The organism is Blautia sp. An249 (assembly GCF_002159835.1).
Taxonomy (GTDB): Bacteria; Bacillota; Clostridia; order Lachnospirales; family Lachnospiraceae; genus Blautia_A; species Blautia_A avistercoris.
Map to the genome: position 1 here is coordinate 72,669 of NZ_NFJL01000009.1, position 14,829 is coordinate 87,497.

General features: G+C 44.9%; 16 protein-coding genes. 12 read left to right on the forward strand and 4 right to left on the reverse strand.

Annotated elements, in window-relative coordinates; genetic code table 11:
- Nucleotides 1–8: 8 nt before the first annotated feature.
- The 5 genes from B5F53_RS10030 to B5F53_RS10050 all read left to right on the forward strand — a co-directional run bounded on the left by B5F53_RS10030 (nucleotide 9) and on the right by B5F53_RS10050 (nucleotide 3,806).
- Entirely contained in the window at nucleotides 9–614 is a 606-nt protein-coding gene (locus B5F53_RS10030; protein WP_242970290.1) for a cyclophilin-like fold protein, read from the forward strand.
- 39 nt (nucleotides 615–653) lie between these two features.
- Nucleotides 654–1,535, forward strand: coding sequence for a DUF3737 family protein (locus B5F53_RS10035; RefSeq protein ID WP_087222938.1), 882 nt, complete (start codon nucleotides 654–656; stop codon nucleotides 1,533–1,535).
- 214 nt (nucleotides 1,536–1,749) lie between these two features.
- A complete protein-coding gene (locus tag B5F53_RS10040; protein WP_087222940.1) occupies nucleotides 1,750–2,928 on the forward strand; it encodes a MalY/PatB family protein in 1,179 nt (392 codons plus the stop codon).
- Between the two features lie 101 nt (nucleotides 2,929–3,029).
- Nucleotides 3,030–3,245, forward strand: a complete 216-nt coding sequence (locus B5F53_RS10045) for a hypothetical protein (RefSeq protein WP_087222942.1) — start codon at nucleotides 3,030–3,032, stop codon at nucleotides 3,243–3,245.
- 18 nt (nucleotides 3,246–3,263) lie between these two features.
- Nucleotides 3,264–3,806 (forward strand): cyclophilin-like fold protein, encoded by a 543-nt coding sequence (locus tag B5F53_RS10050; RefSeq protein WP_087222944.1) that lies wholly within the window; start codon nucleotides 3,264–3,266, stop codon nucleotides 3,804–3,806.
- Between the two features lie 6 nt (nucleotides 3,807–3,812).
- Here B5F53_RS10050 and B5F53_RS10055 read toward each other — a convergent pair whose 3' ends face one another.
- A complete protein-coding gene (locus B5F53_RS10055) occupies nucleotides 3,813–4,109 on the reverse strand; it encodes a GNAT family N-acetyltransferase (protein WP_204246927.1) in 297 nt (98 codons plus the stop codon).
- An 11-nt stretch (nucleotides 4,110–4,120) separates the two neighbouring features.
- Nucleotides 4,121–4,291 carry a chorismate--pyruvate lyase gene (locus tag B5F53_RS10060; RefSeq protein ID WP_087223063.1) on the reverse strand — a complete coding sequence of 57 codons (171 nt, stop codon included), beginning with the start codon at nucleotides 4,289–4,291 and terminating at the stop codon, nucleotides 4,121–4,123.
- A 145-nt stretch (nucleotides 4,292–4,436) separates the two neighbouring features.
- Here B5F53_RS10060 and B5F53_RS10065 point away from each other — a divergent pair, with 145 nt between their 5' ends.
- Entirely contained in the window at nucleotides 4,437–6,608 is a 2,172-nt protein-coding gene (locus B5F53_RS10065; RefSeq protein WP_330396182.1) for a glycogen debranching protein, read from the forward strand.
- Here the strand turns inward: B5F53_RS10065 and B5F53_RS10070 are convergent.
- Nucleotides 6,558–7,121, reverse strand: coding sequence for a tRNA (mnm(5)s(2)U34)-methyltransferase (locus B5F53_RS10070; protein ID WP_087222946.1), 564 nt, complete (start codon nucleotides 7,119–7,121; stop codon nucleotides 6,558–6,560). The genes B5F53_RS10065 and B5F53_RS10070 overlap by 51 nt on opposite strands.
- Before the next feature lie 20 nt (nucleotides 7,122–7,141).
- Nucleotides 7,142–7,954: a Cof-type HAD-IIB family hydrolase gene (locus B5F53_RS10075; protein ID WP_087222948.1), complete on the reverse strand. Its 813-nt coding sequence runs from the start codon at nucleotides 7,952–7,954 to the stop codon at nucleotides 7,142–7,144.
- A gap of 124 nt (nucleotides 7,955–8,078) precedes the next feature.
- On the opposite strand from B5F53_RS10075, the gene crcB reads away from it, so the two are divergent.
- From crcB to B5F53_RS10105, 6 genes are read left to right on the forward strand one after another with little or no spacing between them, the layout of a single operon-like run.
- Entirely contained in the window at nucleotides 8,079–8,456 is a 378-nt protein-coding gene (crcB, locus tag B5F53_RS10080) for a fluoride efflux transporter CrcB (RefSeq protein WP_087222950.1), read from the forward strand.
- Between the two features lie 30 nt (nucleotides 8,457–8,486).
- Complete coding sequence (coaBC, locus tag B5F53_RS10085) at nucleotides 8,487–9,692, forward strand: bifunctional phosphopantothenoylcysteine decarboxylase/phosphopantothenate--cysteine ligase CoaBC (protein ID WP_087222952.1); 1,206 nt, start codon at nucleotides 8,487–8,489, stop codon at nucleotides 9,690–9,692.
- Between the two features lie 60 nt (nucleotides 9,693–9,752).
- Nucleotides 9,753–10,412 carry an ECF transporter S component gene (locus B5F53_RS10090; protein ID WP_242970291.1) on the forward strand — a complete coding sequence of 220 codons (660 nt, stop codon included), beginning with the start codon at nucleotides 9,753–9,755 and terminating at the stop codon, nucleotides 10,410–10,412.
- Between the two features lie 15 nt (nucleotides 10,413–10,427).
- Entirely contained in the window at nucleotides 10,428–11,204 is a 777-nt protein-coding gene (locus B5F53_RS10095) for a type III pantothenate kinase (protein WP_087222954.1), read from the forward strand.
- Between the two features lie 9 nt (nucleotides 11,205–11,213).
- Nucleotides 11,214–12,362: an exonuclease SbcCD subunit D gene (locus B5F53_RS10100; protein ID WP_087222956.1), complete on the forward strand. Its 1,149-nt coding sequence runs from the start codon at nucleotides 11,214–11,216 to the stop codon at nucleotides 12,360–12,362.
- Complete coding sequence (locus B5F53_RS10105) at nucleotides 12,359–14,815, forward strand: AAA family ATPase (RefSeq protein WP_087222958.1); 2,457 nt, start codon at nucleotides 12,359–12,361, stop codon at nucleotides 14,813–14,815. Before B5F53_RS10100 ends, B5F53_RS10105 begins: the two co-directional genes overlap by 4 nt.
- Nucleotides 14,816–14,829 lie beyond the last annotated feature (14 nt).

A 14,829-nucleotide genomic window follows, 5' to 3' on the forward strand; every position in this document is an offset into this window, starting at 1 on the left:
GGAAAACCATGAAAAGCAAATTTGTAAAAAGAATGACGACAATAGGGGCAGCCACGATAATTTCCATAGGACTTCTTGCCGGCTGCGGACAGGAGAAAGCATCAGATCCGGGAAATACACCGGCAGATACAAATGTCTCTTCCGATACGGATACAACCGGACAAAGCGGAGATGGAGAAACACAGGCAGTACAGGCCGGGGCAGACGTAAGTGAACTGGAGGTGCGTTTCGGAGACAACGGTGATGCGTTCATGATGCGGCTGGAGGATAACGATACGGCAAGGGCGCTCGCCGGATATGTAGGTACATCAGACTGGAGGCTTCCGATCTATGAGCGTGATGACGATGCGGACTACAGCGTACTGCAGTATTATGACATTCCAAGCCGTTACGAGATTCCTTCCGAGTCGCAGACTGTGACAGAGGCAAAGGCAGGAGACGTCTACTATTCTGATCCAAACCGGATCGTACTATACTATCAGGATGCGGAGATCTCCGAAGAATATACAAAGATTGGAACTTTTGACGCAACCGAAGAATTTGTAACAGCGGTGGCGGAGAACCCGGAACTGGAGGGCTGGGGAAATAAAATCATTTTAATCAGCCAGCCGTAATGTGTGACTCAAAATAAAAATCAGGAGGACTTTAAAGTTATGAAAACAGAAACAAGAGAAATCAGACAGCAGTTTTTAAAAGGAGAACGGGCTCTATTTCAAGGAAGAAATCTGAAAATCTACGATACGATTTTTGATGATGGCGAGTCGCCTTTGAAGGAGAGTCAGGATATTGAACTGTACGGCAGTATGTTTAAATGGAAATATCCTCTCTGGTACAGCAGAAACATCCTTGCAGAAAACTGTACATGGTTTGAGATGGGGCGAGCCGGTGTGTGGTATACGAACAATATCACCGTAAAAAATGCGCTGATCGAGGCTCCGAAGAATTTCAGAAGATGTCAGGAAGTGACTTTAGAGCGTGTGGAGTTCCCCAATGCCTCTGAGACCTTATGGCACTGCAGCGGTGTAAAGATGGAACATGTGACTGCCAGAGGCGACTATTTCGCCATGAATTCCCGGGATATGGTGATAAGTGATTTCCAGCTTGTGGGTAATTATTCTTTTGACGGAGCAAAAAATGTGGAGATACATAATGCGAAAATGCTTTCCAAAGATGCGTTTTGGAACAGTGAGAATGTGACCGTATATGATTCTTTTATTTCCGGGGAATACCTTGGCTGGAATGCGAAAAATCTGACACTGATCAACTGTACGGTTGAGAGCCTGCAGGGAATGTGCTATATCGAGAACTTAACAATAAAGAACTGCCGTCTGCTGAATACGACACTTGCTTTCGAGTATTCCACGGTAGACGCAGAAATTAACGGGAAGATCGACAGCGTTATGAATCCGGCCGGCGGTGTGATCAGGGCTGATGAGATCGGAGAATTGATTATGGAAAAAGAAAAGGTGGATCCGGAAAAAACAGAAATTGTATGCCAGCAGATTGGAAGCAGATCAGAACGCTTCTGTGCATAGAAAACAGACATTCCGATAATTTGAGATTCGCCGGCACCTATATCTGGTGGGGCATTTTGTCCTTCGTGACAGCCCTTTTGAAAAGGAGAGCCAGAAATCTGAAAATAGGAAAGACGAACCGGGTATTTGGAACAATATTTGTTGGATTCGGAATAATTGTTTTTATACGTTTAGCTGCTGATATACTGTAAAACACAGGAAAGGGAATAGAAATATGAAATATGATTTTGATGAAATAACAGACAGAAGAAACACAGGAGCGATGAAATGGAATGTGGGCGAGGATGAGCTTCCGATGTGGGTTGCCGACATGGATTTTCAGACCGCGCCGGAGATCATCGAGGGCCTGAATCAGCGTGTGTCCCACGGCATCTATGGGTATACAGAGCTGAATGAGCAGTGGTATGAAGCATACAGAGCATGGTGGCAGAAAAGACACGGCTTTGAGATCCAGAAAGAATGGCTGCTCTTTTGCACAGGTGTAGTTCCGGCAATTTCGAGTATCGTCAGGAAAATGACGACACCGGCAGAAAACGTTGTGGCGATGACACCGGTATACAATATATTCTTCAATTCCATTTTAAATAACGGCAGGAATGTGCTGGAGAACCGGCTTGTATTAAAAGAGGGTAATTATGAGATTGACTTTGAGGATCTGGAAAAGAAGCTGGCTGATCCGCAGACGTCCATGCTGCTTCTGTGTAATCCCCATAACCCTGTGGGGAAAATATGGGACAGAGATACACTGGAAAGGATAGGAGAGATCTGTTGGAAACACCATGTGCTTGTCCTGTCGGATGAGATCCATTGCGATCTTACTGCGCCTGGGACGGAATATATCCCGTTCGCTTCTGTCTCAGAGAAGTGTAGAAAGAACAGTATCACCTGTGTTGCGCCCACAAAAGCATTTAATCTGGCAGGGCTCCAGACGGCGGCGGTGATCGTACCGGATGAAAATATACGCTATAAGGTGAACCGGGGACTAAATACAGATGAAGTCGCTGAGCCAAATATCTTAGCCGCGATCGCGCCTGCGGCGGCATTTGAAAAGGGAGAACCGTGGCTGGATGAACTGCGGGAATATCTCTTTGAAAACAGGCGATATGCAGAAAACTTCATTACAGACCAGATAGAAGGAATTCGTCCGGTATCAGCGGATGCCACCTATCTGCTCTGGCTGGACTGCCGAGGTCTGTTAGGGAATTCCTCTGAGCTGTGCAGATTTCTCAGGGCATATACAGGACTTATTTTATCAGATGGCAGAGAATACAGAGATGGGGGCGGATTCTTAAGAATGAACCTTGCCTGCCCCAGAGCTCGTCTGGAAGACGGTTTGAAACGATTGGTGTCAGGAGTCAGAGAATATCAGAGATGGATCGTTGAGCGTTGTTAAAGAGAGTGTCCGTGGGTTCTGTTAGATTTGGCTAATTATAAGCCGCCATATAATAAACACAGAATGAAAAGGTAATTTAAGGATGAAAGAGGGGATAAAAATTGTTTACTGAATTTTCCGTTCAGGCAATTACTCAAAACCTGAAAGATGCCGGTTGCGACTCGGAAATGATAACAGAATTTTTTGATAAAAGCGGAAAGAAGGATGAACAGCTTAAAATGCTCGCAGTACAAAGAACGCGGCTTCTGGACAGGGTCCATAAAGAGGAAAAACGGATTAACTGTCTGGATTATCTTGTTTATCAGATGACAAAATGAAGGAGGAGTCAAAATCCAATGAATATTGCTGTAAAACTAAAAAAAGCAGTTCTGCTTGCTGTCTTCATAGGAGGAATGGCAGTATATACCGCTTGCAGAACCGAAGATGAACAGAAGAGTACGGTTCAGAATAACGATACCCGCGATGTAGAGATTTCAGGCGAAGAAACAAAGGGTGGACAGAAGGAAGAGATTTCAGAAGAGGATGCGGAAATGAAAATGAATGTACAGGTCGGAACAGAAAATTTTACAGCCACGCTGGAAGATAACGAGGCTGTGGCCGCTTTTACTGAAATGATGAAGAAAGAACCGGTGGTCATACAGATGAGTGACTACTCCGGTTTTGAAAAGGTGGGCTCGCTTGGAACGATCCTTCCGGCGAGCAACAGCCAGATCACAACACAGACAGGAGACATTGTTTTGTATAACAACAGCCAGATCGTTATCTTTTACGGAGCTAATTCGTGGAGCTATACAAGGCTTGGCAGGATTGATGATCTGACCGGCTGGGAAGAAGCGCTTGGAAGCGGTGATGTCACGGTTACGTTTTCAACTCATTAGCGGCACTTAAAGGGATTCCTCTTCTGACAGGAAAAGCTCCCGGTACAGGGGATGCTTTTTGGCCCAGGCGGCAGCATAGGAACAGCTGGTGAACGCTTTCCTGCCGGAGGAGGACAGTACCTGAACGGTTTCTCCCATCAGCCGCCCGGCCACACCCTGCCCGCGCAGAGAATCGTCAACAAATGTGTGATTGATGTCTACGGTATCAGGGCCTTTCGCAGGAAAGGTAATTTCCGCCAGGAGTTTTCCCTGAGCATTATGGCAATAAATTCGGTTTTCTTCTTTTATAAACTGCAGTTCCATAATTTCTCCTTTTACTGAATCAGTGTATATTGCATCATTTCGTAGTGCAGCTTTGAACCTTCCCGGATTTCCATGGGGAGAAGGGCTCTTGCTACGATTTTCGTTTCTTCCGGAAGATCCAGACGCTTCAGATGGGCATAGTCGCCGTCAATGGATTCTACCAGATAGTCACAGTTTAACATAAAGGGCTCCTTTCTTTTCCAGACTGGATTTTCAGGTGACAATTTCATTATAACATAAGGGGAAAGAAGTTTGTACATGGGAATATAGTATGTTATGATAAACATTATTTATCCCTTTTAAATATTGCACAGACAGGAGGCTGAAATGGAAACTGGAAAAATGAGACAACATAATCAGATTACATTTTTTGATGAAATGTTCGGAAACCTGAAACCCAGGGAAGAGATGAACGGATACCAGATTTGTCCCGGATTTTTTACGGTGAATGGTTCTACCGTATTTCCGGGAGGTGTTAATTTTACCATACATTCCCATTATGCAGAGTCGTGTGAACTACTTCTGTATAAAAGACATCAAAAACAGCCCTGGCTGATCTTTCCTTTTAAGAAAGGGTACCGGCTTGGCAATACCTTTTCGATCTTCATTTTCGGCCTGGATATAAATGAGACAGAATATGTGTATCGGTTTGACGGACCTTATGAGCCGGAAAAGGGATTTTTGTTTGATAAAGAAAAAGATATACTGGATCCATATGCCAGAACGGTAGTGGGGCAGGAAATCTGGGGAAAGAAAAGCGAAAATCTAAAAGGATCTGTTTATCGGGGAAAAGTGGTGGCGGATACCTTCGACTGGGGAACTTCTGCAGGACCGGACTACGATATGTCTGATTTGATTATTTACGAGATGCATGTGCGCGGATTTACCCGGCATCCTTCCTCAGGAGTGAAATATCCCGGAACCTTCGAGGGAATCCGGGAGAAAATTCCTTATCTGAAAGAGCTGGGAATCAATGCCGTAGAACTGATGCCGGTCTTTGAATTTGACGAACTGGAAGAATCCAGAACCTGCCAGGGGAAATATCTCTATAACTACTGGGGATATAATACGGTCAGCTTTTTTGCTCCAAATGCCAGTTACGGAACCAATGAAGAGGGGAATACCCCTGCGGGAGAATTTAAGAGGCTGATTCGGGATCTCCATGATAATGGGATTGCAGTCATTCTGGATGTGGTATTTAACCATACGGCGGAAGGAAACGAAAACGGGCCCTTTTTCTCTTTTAAAGGCATAGACAATAATATTTATTACATGCTTACCCCGGACGGATATTACTATAATTTCAGCGGCTGCGGAAATACCATGAACTGTAACCATCCCATTGTACGCAACATGATTCTGAACTGTCTGCGCTACTGGGTGGAAAAATTCCGTGTGGACGGTTTCCGGTTTGATCTGGCGTCGGTGATGGGAAGAAATGAAAACGGGGCGCCGATGGAACATCCGCCGATTCTGGAGGAACTGGCCTTTGATCCCATTCTGGGAAAAACTCTGCTGATTGCCGAGGCCTGGGACGCAGGAGGCATGTACCAGGTGGGCAGTTTTCCTTCCTGGAAAAGATGGGTGGAATGGAATGGCAAATACAGAGATGATATGCGCAGTTTTCTAAAAGGAGATTATGGGATGGCTGCTGCGGCCATTCACCGGATAAACGGTTCATTGGATTTATATCCTCCGGAGACGAGGGGAAACGATGCTACCGTAAACTTCCTTAATTGTCATGATGGATTTACCTTATATGATTTGTATGCCTATAATGAAAAGCACAATGAAGCAAACGGTTGGAACAACACAGACGGATGTAATAACAATTTAAGCTGGAACTGCGGGGAAGAGGGAGAAACTTCCCGAAAGGAAGTCACAGAATTAAGAAAAAGAATGTGCAAAAATGCCTTTGCCACCCTGATGTGCAGCCGGGGAGCGGCTATGTTTCCGGCAGGGGATGAGTTTCTGAATTCTCAGTATGGAAACAATAACCCCTATTGTCAGGACAATGAAATCTCCTGGCTGAACTGGGAAGATTTGAAAAAGAATCAGGAAATGTTTGAGTTCTGCTGTCAGATGATTGCTTTTCGGAAAGAACATCCCGTTTTAAGAAAACAGACAAAAACAGCCAGAGGGGGCTGGCAGGAAATCAGTGTACATCTGGAAAATCCCCGAAACAATCAGATAAAAGACGAGACGAAATATTTTGGGATTTTGTTTTCGGGAAAGAAGGAAGGTCCAAAGGAAGAAGACGATTTTATTTATTATGCGGTAAATGCCTACTGGGAGGAGCTGACCATAGGTCTGCCCCTTTTAGAGGAAACGTATTCCTGGTTTCAAATCGCAGATACTATGGACGAGAGACAAAGGGAAAGACCAATTCTTCCGGGACAGTCTCTGACCATAGGACCGCGAAGCGTGAAAATTTTCGTGGGAAGGCGATTACAGACGAATGATAAGAACGGGGATGGGAGGATGGTTGGGACGATTTAAATAAGAAGACGCAATGACCAGAAACCTGCGGGGATCCAGCGTCCGGATGTAACGAAAAATAGCATCCCTTTCTTCTGTGCCGGAATCTTTTCCGTGATAAATACAAAGAGAGAGCAGACCGCCCTTCTTTAAAAGAGAAAGACTGGCGGCGATGGCAGGAATGCTGGTGGATGCCTTTGTAGCCTTTGTATGATCTCCTCCGGGAAGATAGCCGAAATTGAAAACAATACAGCTGACGGTTTCCGGCCGGGCGTATTGGGGAAGATTTTCATGGGAATCCAGAATCAGACGGTAATTCGCATAATGTCCTCTGGAGTCTAAAAGTTCTCTGGTATGGACGAGGGCGGCAGGCTGGATGTCAAAAGCCAGTACCTGTCCGTCCTTTCCGGCCAGTTCCGATAATAAAAGAGTATCCTTACCGTTTCCCATGGTGGCGTCAATACAGAGATCTCCGGCGGACACCTGCTCCCGGATAAAATGATGGCACCATTGGGTAATCTGATAATTTTTCATTTCAAAATCCTTTCTGGTTTCTATATCTGGAAAAATTTTTCAATAACATGGGCAACGCCGTCCTCATCATTGGAATATGTAATGTAATCGGCCACCTGTTTCACTTTTTCCTGGGCGTTTGCCATAGCTACACCTAAGCCGGCAAACTGGATCATGGAAATATCATTATAACCGTCTCCGCAGCATACCAGCTCTTCCCTGGAAAGAGAGAGCAGATTCAAAAGGCGCTCCAGGCAGTAAGCTTTATCCACGTTTTTGGGCGTAGCTTCCAGAAAGTAGGGTTCCGAACGGAAAATCTGGGCTTCGTGGAAGTATTTATCCGCCAGTATGGATTCCATTTTTTCCAGGCGCTCCGGTTCACCGGTAAAGAGGCATTTGGGAACAGGAGAAGTTACATACTGTCCGAAATCTTCCGGAAAGTAAAGGGGAAGGTGGTTAATACCTGCTTCTATTTTCATATAAGGGTCTTCCGGGGTTCCGGATACGATCCGGGTATCTTCATAGGTGATGATACCAACCTGAAAGTCCAGGGCGTCCCGGTAGAGTTTCCGGACCATGGACGGATTCAGACTGCGGGCGTAAACACATTCTCTGGTTTTCCAGTTCATAATCCTGGCGCCGTTAAAAGCCAGAATGTATCCCCCGTACTTATCAAACTGAAACTGATCGGCAATGGGGGCAATTCCCTGAGAAGGACGGCCGGAAGCAATGGCCACAGAAATCCCTGCTTTTTGAAGCCGGATAACTGCATCCCGCGTCCGGGGCAGCACTTCTTTTTTTGAATCCGTAGCTGTCCCATCAATATCTAAAACCAACATTTTATAGCCAGTCATAAAAACCTCCCTGTGTTTTGTTTTTTTTATTATACAAGTGGAAGAATTTACTTGCAAGAAGAAAAATACAGTTGAAAAATACGATTTTCCAGGTATAATACAAGAAGGAAAAGGAGGTCTGGATATGAGAGCTTGTCTGGCTGTAGGAGCCGGCGGATGTGTCGGCGCAGTTTTACGATACCTGTTGGGACTGTTACCCGTCTGGGATAAAAGTCCGTTTCCTTTTTCTACTTTATTGATTAATACCATAGGCGCTTTTATAATCGGAGTGGTTTCCGGATATGCCATGAAGCATACCGGCAGCAATGAATATCTGATTTTGTTTCTGAAAACAGGTTTATGTGGAGGGTTCACCACCTTTTCGACCTTTTCCCTGGAAACACTGCAGCTTTATCGAAATGGAAATTTCCTGTCTGCAGGGTGTTATGCGGCAGGCAGTGTTCTGATCTGTGTGACTGCAGCGGGAATCGGGCAGTGGTGTATTCTGAGAGGGAGCTGTTAAACAGGCGGCAAAAAGAAAGGCAGGAAACAGATGTTAAAAGGAAAAACGGTTTTATTAGGAGTGACGGGAAGTATAGCAGCCTATAAAAGCGCATATCTTGCAAGCGCTTTAAAGAAACAGGGGGCAGACGTACATGTTCTGATGACAAAAAACGCATGTAATTTTATCAATCCTATTACGTTTGAATCTTTGACGGGAAATAAATGTCTGACGGATACCTTTGACCGGAATTTTCAGTTTCAGGTAGAACATGTGGCGATAGCAAAAAGGGCAGATGTGGTGATGGTGGCTCCGGCAAGCGCCAATGTAATCGGTAAGCTGGCCCATGGAATTGCAGACGATATGCTTACGACCACCCTTTTGGCCTGTAAATGTAAGAAATTTGTGGCCCCGGCTATGAATACCAATATGTATGAGAATTCTATCGTTCAGGAAAATCTGGAGATTCTGAAAAAGCACGGATATGAAATCGTAAATCCGGCGGTGGGCTATCTGGCCTGCGGAGATACAGGAACAGGAAAGATGGCAGAGCCTCAGGAACTGCTTCAGTATCTGCTGAGAGAAGCAGCATTTGAAAAAGATCTGGAAGGAATGAAACTTTTAATTACAGCAGGGCCGACTCAGGAGTCTGTGGATCCGGTCCGGTATCTGACGAATCATTCTTCAGGAAAAATGGGATATGCCCTGGCGAAAATGGCCATGCTTCGGGGAGCAGAAGTGACTCTGGTCAGCGGTAAGACTTCCATTGAATGTCCCATGTTTGTAAAGAAGATACCAGTGGTTACAGCAGAAGAAATGTACCGGGAAGTAGTTCGGGAAAGCCCGAACCAGGACATTATCATTAAGGCAGCCGCTGTTGCAGATTACAGACCCAAAGAGGTCAGTACAGAAAAAGTAAAGAAATCAGACAATGACTGTATAATAGAACTGGAACGCACCCGGGATATTTTAAAATATCTCGGGGAACACAAGAAACCAGAACAGGTTTTATGCGGGTTTTCCATGGAAACAAAAAACATGCTTGGTAATTCCAGGGAGAAGCTTCAGAAAAAGAAACTGGATATGATCGTGGCCAATAACCTGAAAGTATCCGGGGCCGGTTTCGGAGGCGACACCAATGTGGTGACCCTGATTACACAGGAGGAGGAAGTTTCACTCCCGATTATGACCAAGGAGGAGGCATCCGTCCATATCCTGAATAAAACACTGGAACTGTGGAAAGCGAAACAAAGCTAGAACAGATTCCGCAACTGTATTGTATCCCGTAATCGGGAATAATAACAAGGAGGAAAAAAGATGAATCAGGCAGTAGCAGCAAAAGGAAACTCGAAGGTACAGAAAATGGCGCAGACAGCGCTGTTTATGGCGTTAATTGTATTAATGGCGTTTACGCCGTTTCTGGGGTACATTCCTCTGGGATTTACAAGGGCGACCATCATTCATGTACCGGTTATTCTGGGGTCTCTCTTACTGGGACCGAAGAAAGGAGCATTGCTTGGAGGTGTTTTCGGATTAACCAGTTTTGTGAATAACACCATTAATCCAACTGTGACATCCTTTGTATTCACCCCGTTTTATACCCTCGGCGAATTCCAGGGAGGTATCGGCAGTTTGATTATCTGCTTTATTCCCAGAATTCTTACAGGAGTCGTACCGTATTATGTGTATCAGTTATTCTTAAAGAAAGGGAAAAAAGACGTATCAGCGCCGGGACTGGTGTGCGCTGGTTTCTCCGGAGCGCTGACGAATACGCTTCTGGTAATGAACCTTATTTTTCTCTTTTTCCGGGAAGGATATGCGGCGGCAAACGGAGTAGCTGAAACAGCAGTGTACGGATTTATTCTGTCAATTATCGGCATGAACGGAATTCCGGAGGCAATTGTGGCTGCTATTTTGACAGTTCTTATAGGAAAAGTACTTTTAAACAAGAAAGTACGCAGTAAAATCGGTTTTTAATGGGTGGAGGAATCAATGATATTAGCCATTGACATTGGAAATACAAATATTGTAATCGGATGCATTGACCAGGAAAAAATTCATTTTATCGAACGTCTGTCTACGGTGAAAACGAAGACAGAACTGGAATATGCCATTGATATTAAAAATGTTTTAGATATTTATAAAATCAGACGGGAGGAAATTGAAGGCGGAATCGTCTCTTCCGTTGTTCCGCAGATTACGGAAATTGCCCGTCTGGCTGCGGAAAAAATACTGAGAAAAAAAATCCTGGTATTAGGGCCGGGAACGAAAACAGGACTGAATATCCTGATGGACAATCCGGCGGCGACAGGAGCTGACTTAGTAGCCGATGCAGTGGCTGCCATCGCCCAGTATCCGGTTCCCTGTATTGTGATCGATATGGGGACGGCAACGACAGTATCCGTAGTAGATGAAAAGAATCATTATATTGGGGGCATGATTTTACCGGGTGTGGGAGTTTCTCTGGATGCCTTAACGGCGGGAGCTGCCCAGCTTCAGGGAATCAGCCTGGAAGCGCCGAAAAGAATTATCGGCAAAAACACGGTGGAATGTATGAAAAGCGGCGTGATTTACAGCAGCGCTGCCAGCCTTGACGGAATTGTCGACCGGATCGAGGAAGAGCTTGGGCAAAAGGCTACCGTGGTTGCCACCGGCGGCCTGGCAAAAAAGATCGTCCCCCATTGCCGCAGACACATTATGCTGGATGAGGAACTTTTATTGAAAGGCCTGCAGATAATCTACAGGAAAAATCAGCCCCATAAAGAATAGGAGAAAGATATGCGGTTTATTCACTTGTCGGATTTACATATTGGAAAGCGTTTCCATTTTTACAATCTGCTGGAGGATCAGAAGTATATCTTAGAGGAAATTCTGACAAAAATTGAAGAGCATTGTCCCGATGCAGTTCTTATTTCGGGCGATATTTATGATAAGGCGGTCCCCTCGGCTGAAGCGGTGACCGTCTTTGATGATTTTCTGAGCGGAATTTCCCAGAGAGTACCGAAGACACGGATATTCCTTATCAGCGGAAATCATGACTCTGCGGAGCGACTGGCATTTGCCAGCCGGATATTGGAGAAACGCCAGATCCATATGATCAGTACACTGCCCCGGACAAAAGAAGAATTTCTGCATAAAGTTGTTCTAAAAGACGAATTCGGAGAGGTGTGCTTCTACTTCCTTCCTTTTCTGAAGCCCGGATATGTGAGAACTCTGTCACCGGAAGCAAAAGAATACAATCTTCATCAGGCCGTTCAGTTTTTGACAGAAAGAGAAGGGATTGACAGAAATAAAAGAAATGTGCTTTTATCCCATCAGTTTTATACCCACAAAGGGAAGGAGCCCCTTCGCAGCGATTCAGAAACCTGGATGGTGGGAGGAATTGAAAATATCGATGTTTCCCTCTTGGATCCCTTTGATTACGTGGCTCTGGGACATTTGCACAGGCCTCAGTGGGTCGGAAGAAAAAGCATCCGTTACTGCGGTTCCCCATTGAAATATTCCCTCAGTGAAAAAGAGGATAAAAAATCAATTACCCTGGTTACATTAGAAGAAAAAGGGAAAGAACCTCTGATTGAAGAGCTGCCGCTGATTCCGTTACGGGATGTAAAGCAGAGAAAGGGGACTTCAGAGGAATTTCTGGCAGGGCCGCCCTGTGAAGACTATATAGGCTTTATACTTACCGATGAAAAAATGCCCTATCAGATTCGGGAAAGGCTGGAAGAGCGGTACAGCCATATCCTGGAGATAAAGGTAGAGAACAACAGAATCAGGGAAGAACTGAGTCTGCCTGAAAGAGAAATCCGGATAAATCCCCGGGAGGCGTTTGAAGAATTCTATGAAGAAATCCATGGCGTTTCTATGACGGCTCAGGAAAAAGAATGGGTAGAGATGATTTTTAAAGAAGCAGAGGAGGAAGAGGCATGAAACCTTTAAAACTTACCATATCTGCCTTTGGCTCTTATGCGGGAGAAGTAACCATTGATTTTTCCGGAGTACAAAGTGGAATTTTTCTGATTACCGGAGATACCGGCGCCGGAAAAACAACCATCTTCGATGCAATTACGTATGCCCTGTACGACAGAACAAGCGGAGGGATCCGCAGCGGCGCTATGATGAGAAGTGAGTATGCCGACGATTCCGCACAGACTTATGTGGAACTGGAGTTTCTGCATCAGCAGAAGGTATGGAGGATTTACAGGAATCCGGACTATAAGCGGACAAGTAAAAGAAAAGACAAAGAGGGAAACTACAGACTGACTCAGGAAAAATCCAAAGTGGAACTTTACCTTCCCGATAAAACTATGTATAAAGGAAATAAAAAGGAAACCAATGAGAAAATTCAGGAGATAATCGGGTTGGATGTCCGGCAGTTTACCCAGGTGGCTATGCTGCCTCAGGGAGATTTCTTAAAACTTCTCCATGCAAAATCAGAGGAACGAAAAGAGATTTTTTCTAAAATTTTTGATACCGGCATTTACAGAAGAATGCAGGAAATTCTCAGGGAAAAAGAGAAGTCTCTGGAGGAACAGCTCAAAGAGACGGAAAGAGCCTGGGAGGAAGAAGCGGCGGGAATTATCTGCAGAACCTTAAGTCCGATTCGGGAACAGCTGGAAGAAGCCCGCAGACAAAGAGACAAAGAGAAAGTACTTCTGTATCTGAATTCCTATCTGAAAGAGGGGAAAAAGGAAGAAGAGGAAGCGAAAAATAGGGAAAAAGAAATACAGGAAAAATTGTCCCGTACAGAAAGACAGGCAGAGAGACAAAAGAGGATACAACAGCTTCGTCTGCAGATTCAGCAGTTAGAATCCTGGCTATTGCAGGCAGAAGAAAAGCAAAATCTTCTGAAAGAGCAGCTGGAAAGCAGCCTGGAAAAAAACAGAACAGAGAGAAAGAGCTGGGAAGACATAATAGAAAACGCAGGAAAAGAACTTCCCGCCTGGAAAGAAAAAGCAGAGAATCTGAAAAAGGAATGGGATAGTCTGAAAAACATGGAGGAACAGGCCGGCCGGGTACAAAAAGCTCTCAGGAAAAAAGAAAAAGCTGCCAAAGAATGGCAAAAGACAAATCAATCTTATAAAGAACAGCAGAAAACGTATGAAGAGGTCTATGATCGATTTCTGGAAGCTCAGGCAGGTATCCTGGCGCAGAAGCTGCCGGAGGGAGAGCCATGTCCCGTATGCGGAAGCTGTGAACATCCGAAAAGAGCCCTTCTTCCCCCTGAGGCTCCCACACAGAATCAGGTGGAAAGGGAAAAAGCGGCTCTTAAGGAATTGGAAGAAGAAAAAGATAAAATGCAGGCGGCATTTATGAATACCCAAAACCGGCTGGAGAAGGAACGCGTAAAGCTGGAAGAGGAGAAAAAGACGGCAAAGGCAAAACTTTATCTATCTGAAGATGGCTGGTACGAAAAACTTATCCTTCTTAAACAGGAAAAAGAAAGAGAATATAAGGAAGCCCTTTCCTTTTATGAAGAGGAAAAAAACAAATCAGAAGCCAGGAAAAAGCAGGCGAAACAAAAGCTTAAAAATCTGGAGGAAGAAGTTTCAAAGAGGCAGAAAGAAACAGCGGAATTTGCTAAAGCCTTCGACCACAAACGGGGAGAGAAAACGGCAAAAGAGGAGCTTTTGAAAAAAGAAGAAGAGGAGCTGAAGGACGGAAACGACCTGTTAAAGGAAACGGATTTAAAACAGCTTTCCGAACATCTGAAAGAGGAACAGGAAACTGTTTCCAAAAAAGCCAAAGAGCTGTTCAGCCAGAATGAAGTTAATAGGAAAATCCAAAAGACACTGGAAAAATGCCGGAAGGAATATGAAGGACTCTGTTCTCATTATGAAGAGATTTCCAATCTGAGCCGGACTGCCAACGGAGGGTTGAACCAGAGTGTGAAAATGGATTTTGAATCTTATATTCAGAGGCAGTATTTCAGACAGATGATTGCCTATGCCAATCAACGTCTTGGAAAAATGACGGGAAACCAGTTGTTTTTAAGATGCAGGGAGGTTTCCCAGCTGGGTATTAAAGAAAAATCCGGTCTGGATCTCAATGTATACAGTTCCATCACAGACAGTGTTCGGGATGTGAAAACCCTTTCGGGAGGGGAATCCTTTCTGGCGGCGCTGGCAATGGCTTTCGGAATGGCAGACACCATCCAGGATATGGCGGGAGCCGTGCGGCTGGACACCCTGTTTTTGGACGAAGGGTTCGGGAATCTGGATGAATATGCAAGGGAACAGGCAATAGAGGCTCTGGAAGAATTGAGCCGGGATCGGTATATGATCGGGATCATTTCTCATGTAGCGGAACTGAAAGAGCAGATTGAGCAGAAATTAGTTGTAAAAAAGGGAAGGGAAGGAAGTCAGGCATACTGGAATTTTTAGCACGAATGCCGGAG

Coding starts and splice junctions, on each gene's coding strand:
- B5F53_RS10030 (WP_242970290.1), top strand. CDS start 9: ATGAAAAGCAAATTTGTAAAAAGAATGACGACAATAGGGGCAGCCACG.
- B5F53_RS10035 (WP_087222938.1), top strand. CDS start 654: ATGAAAACAGAAACAAGAGAAATCAGACAGCAGTTTTTAAAAGGAGAA.
- B5F53_RS10040 (WP_087222940.1), top strand. CDS start 1,750: ATGAAATATGATTTTGATGAAATAACAGACAGAAGAAACACAGGAGCG.
- B5F53_RS10050 (WP_087222944.1), top strand. CDS start 3,264: ATGAATATTGCTGTAAAACTAAAAAAAGCAGTTCTGCTTGCTGTCTTC.
- B5F53_RS10055 (WP_204246927.1), bottom strand. CDS start 4,109: ATGGAACTGCAGTTTATAAAAGAAGAAAACCGAATTTATTGCCATAAT.
- B5F53_RS10060 (WP_087223063.1), bottom strand. CDS start 4,291: ATGTTAAACTGTGACTATCTGGTAGAATCCATTGACGGCGACTATGCC.
- B5F53_RS10065 (WP_330396182.1), top strand. CDS start 4,437: ATGGAAACTGGAAAAATGAGACAACATAATCAGATTACATTTTTTGAT.
- B5F53_RS10070 (WP_087222946.1), bottom strand. CDS start 7,121: ATGAAAAATTATCAGATTACCCAATGGTGCCATCATTTTATCCGGGAG.
- B5F53_RS10075 (WP_087222948.1), bottom strand. CDS start 7,954: ATGACTGGCTATAAAATGTTGGTTTTAGATATTGATGGGACAGCTACG.
- crcB (WP_087222950.1), top strand. CDS start 8,079: ATGAGAGCTTGTCTGGCTGTAGGAGCCGGCGGATGTGTCGGCGCAGTT.
- coaBC (WP_087222952.1), top strand. CDS start 8,487: ATGTTAAAAGGAAAAACGGTTTTATTAGGAGTGACGGGAAGTATAGCA.
- B5F53_RS10090 (WP_242970291.1), top strand. CDS start 9,753: ATGAATCAGGCAGTAGCAGCAAAAGGAAACTCGAAGGTACAGAAAATG.
- B5F53_RS10095 (WP_087222954.1), top strand. CDS start 10,428: ATGATATTAGCCATTGACATTGGAAATACAAATATTGTAATCGGATGC.
- B5F53_RS10100 (WP_087222956.1), top strand. CDS start 11,214: ATGCGGTTTATTCACTTGTCGGATTTACATATTGGAAAGCGTTTCCAT.
- B5F53_RS10105 (WP_087222958.1), top strand. CDS start 12,359: ATGAAACCTTTAAAACTTACCATATCTGCCTTTGGCTCTTATGCGGGA.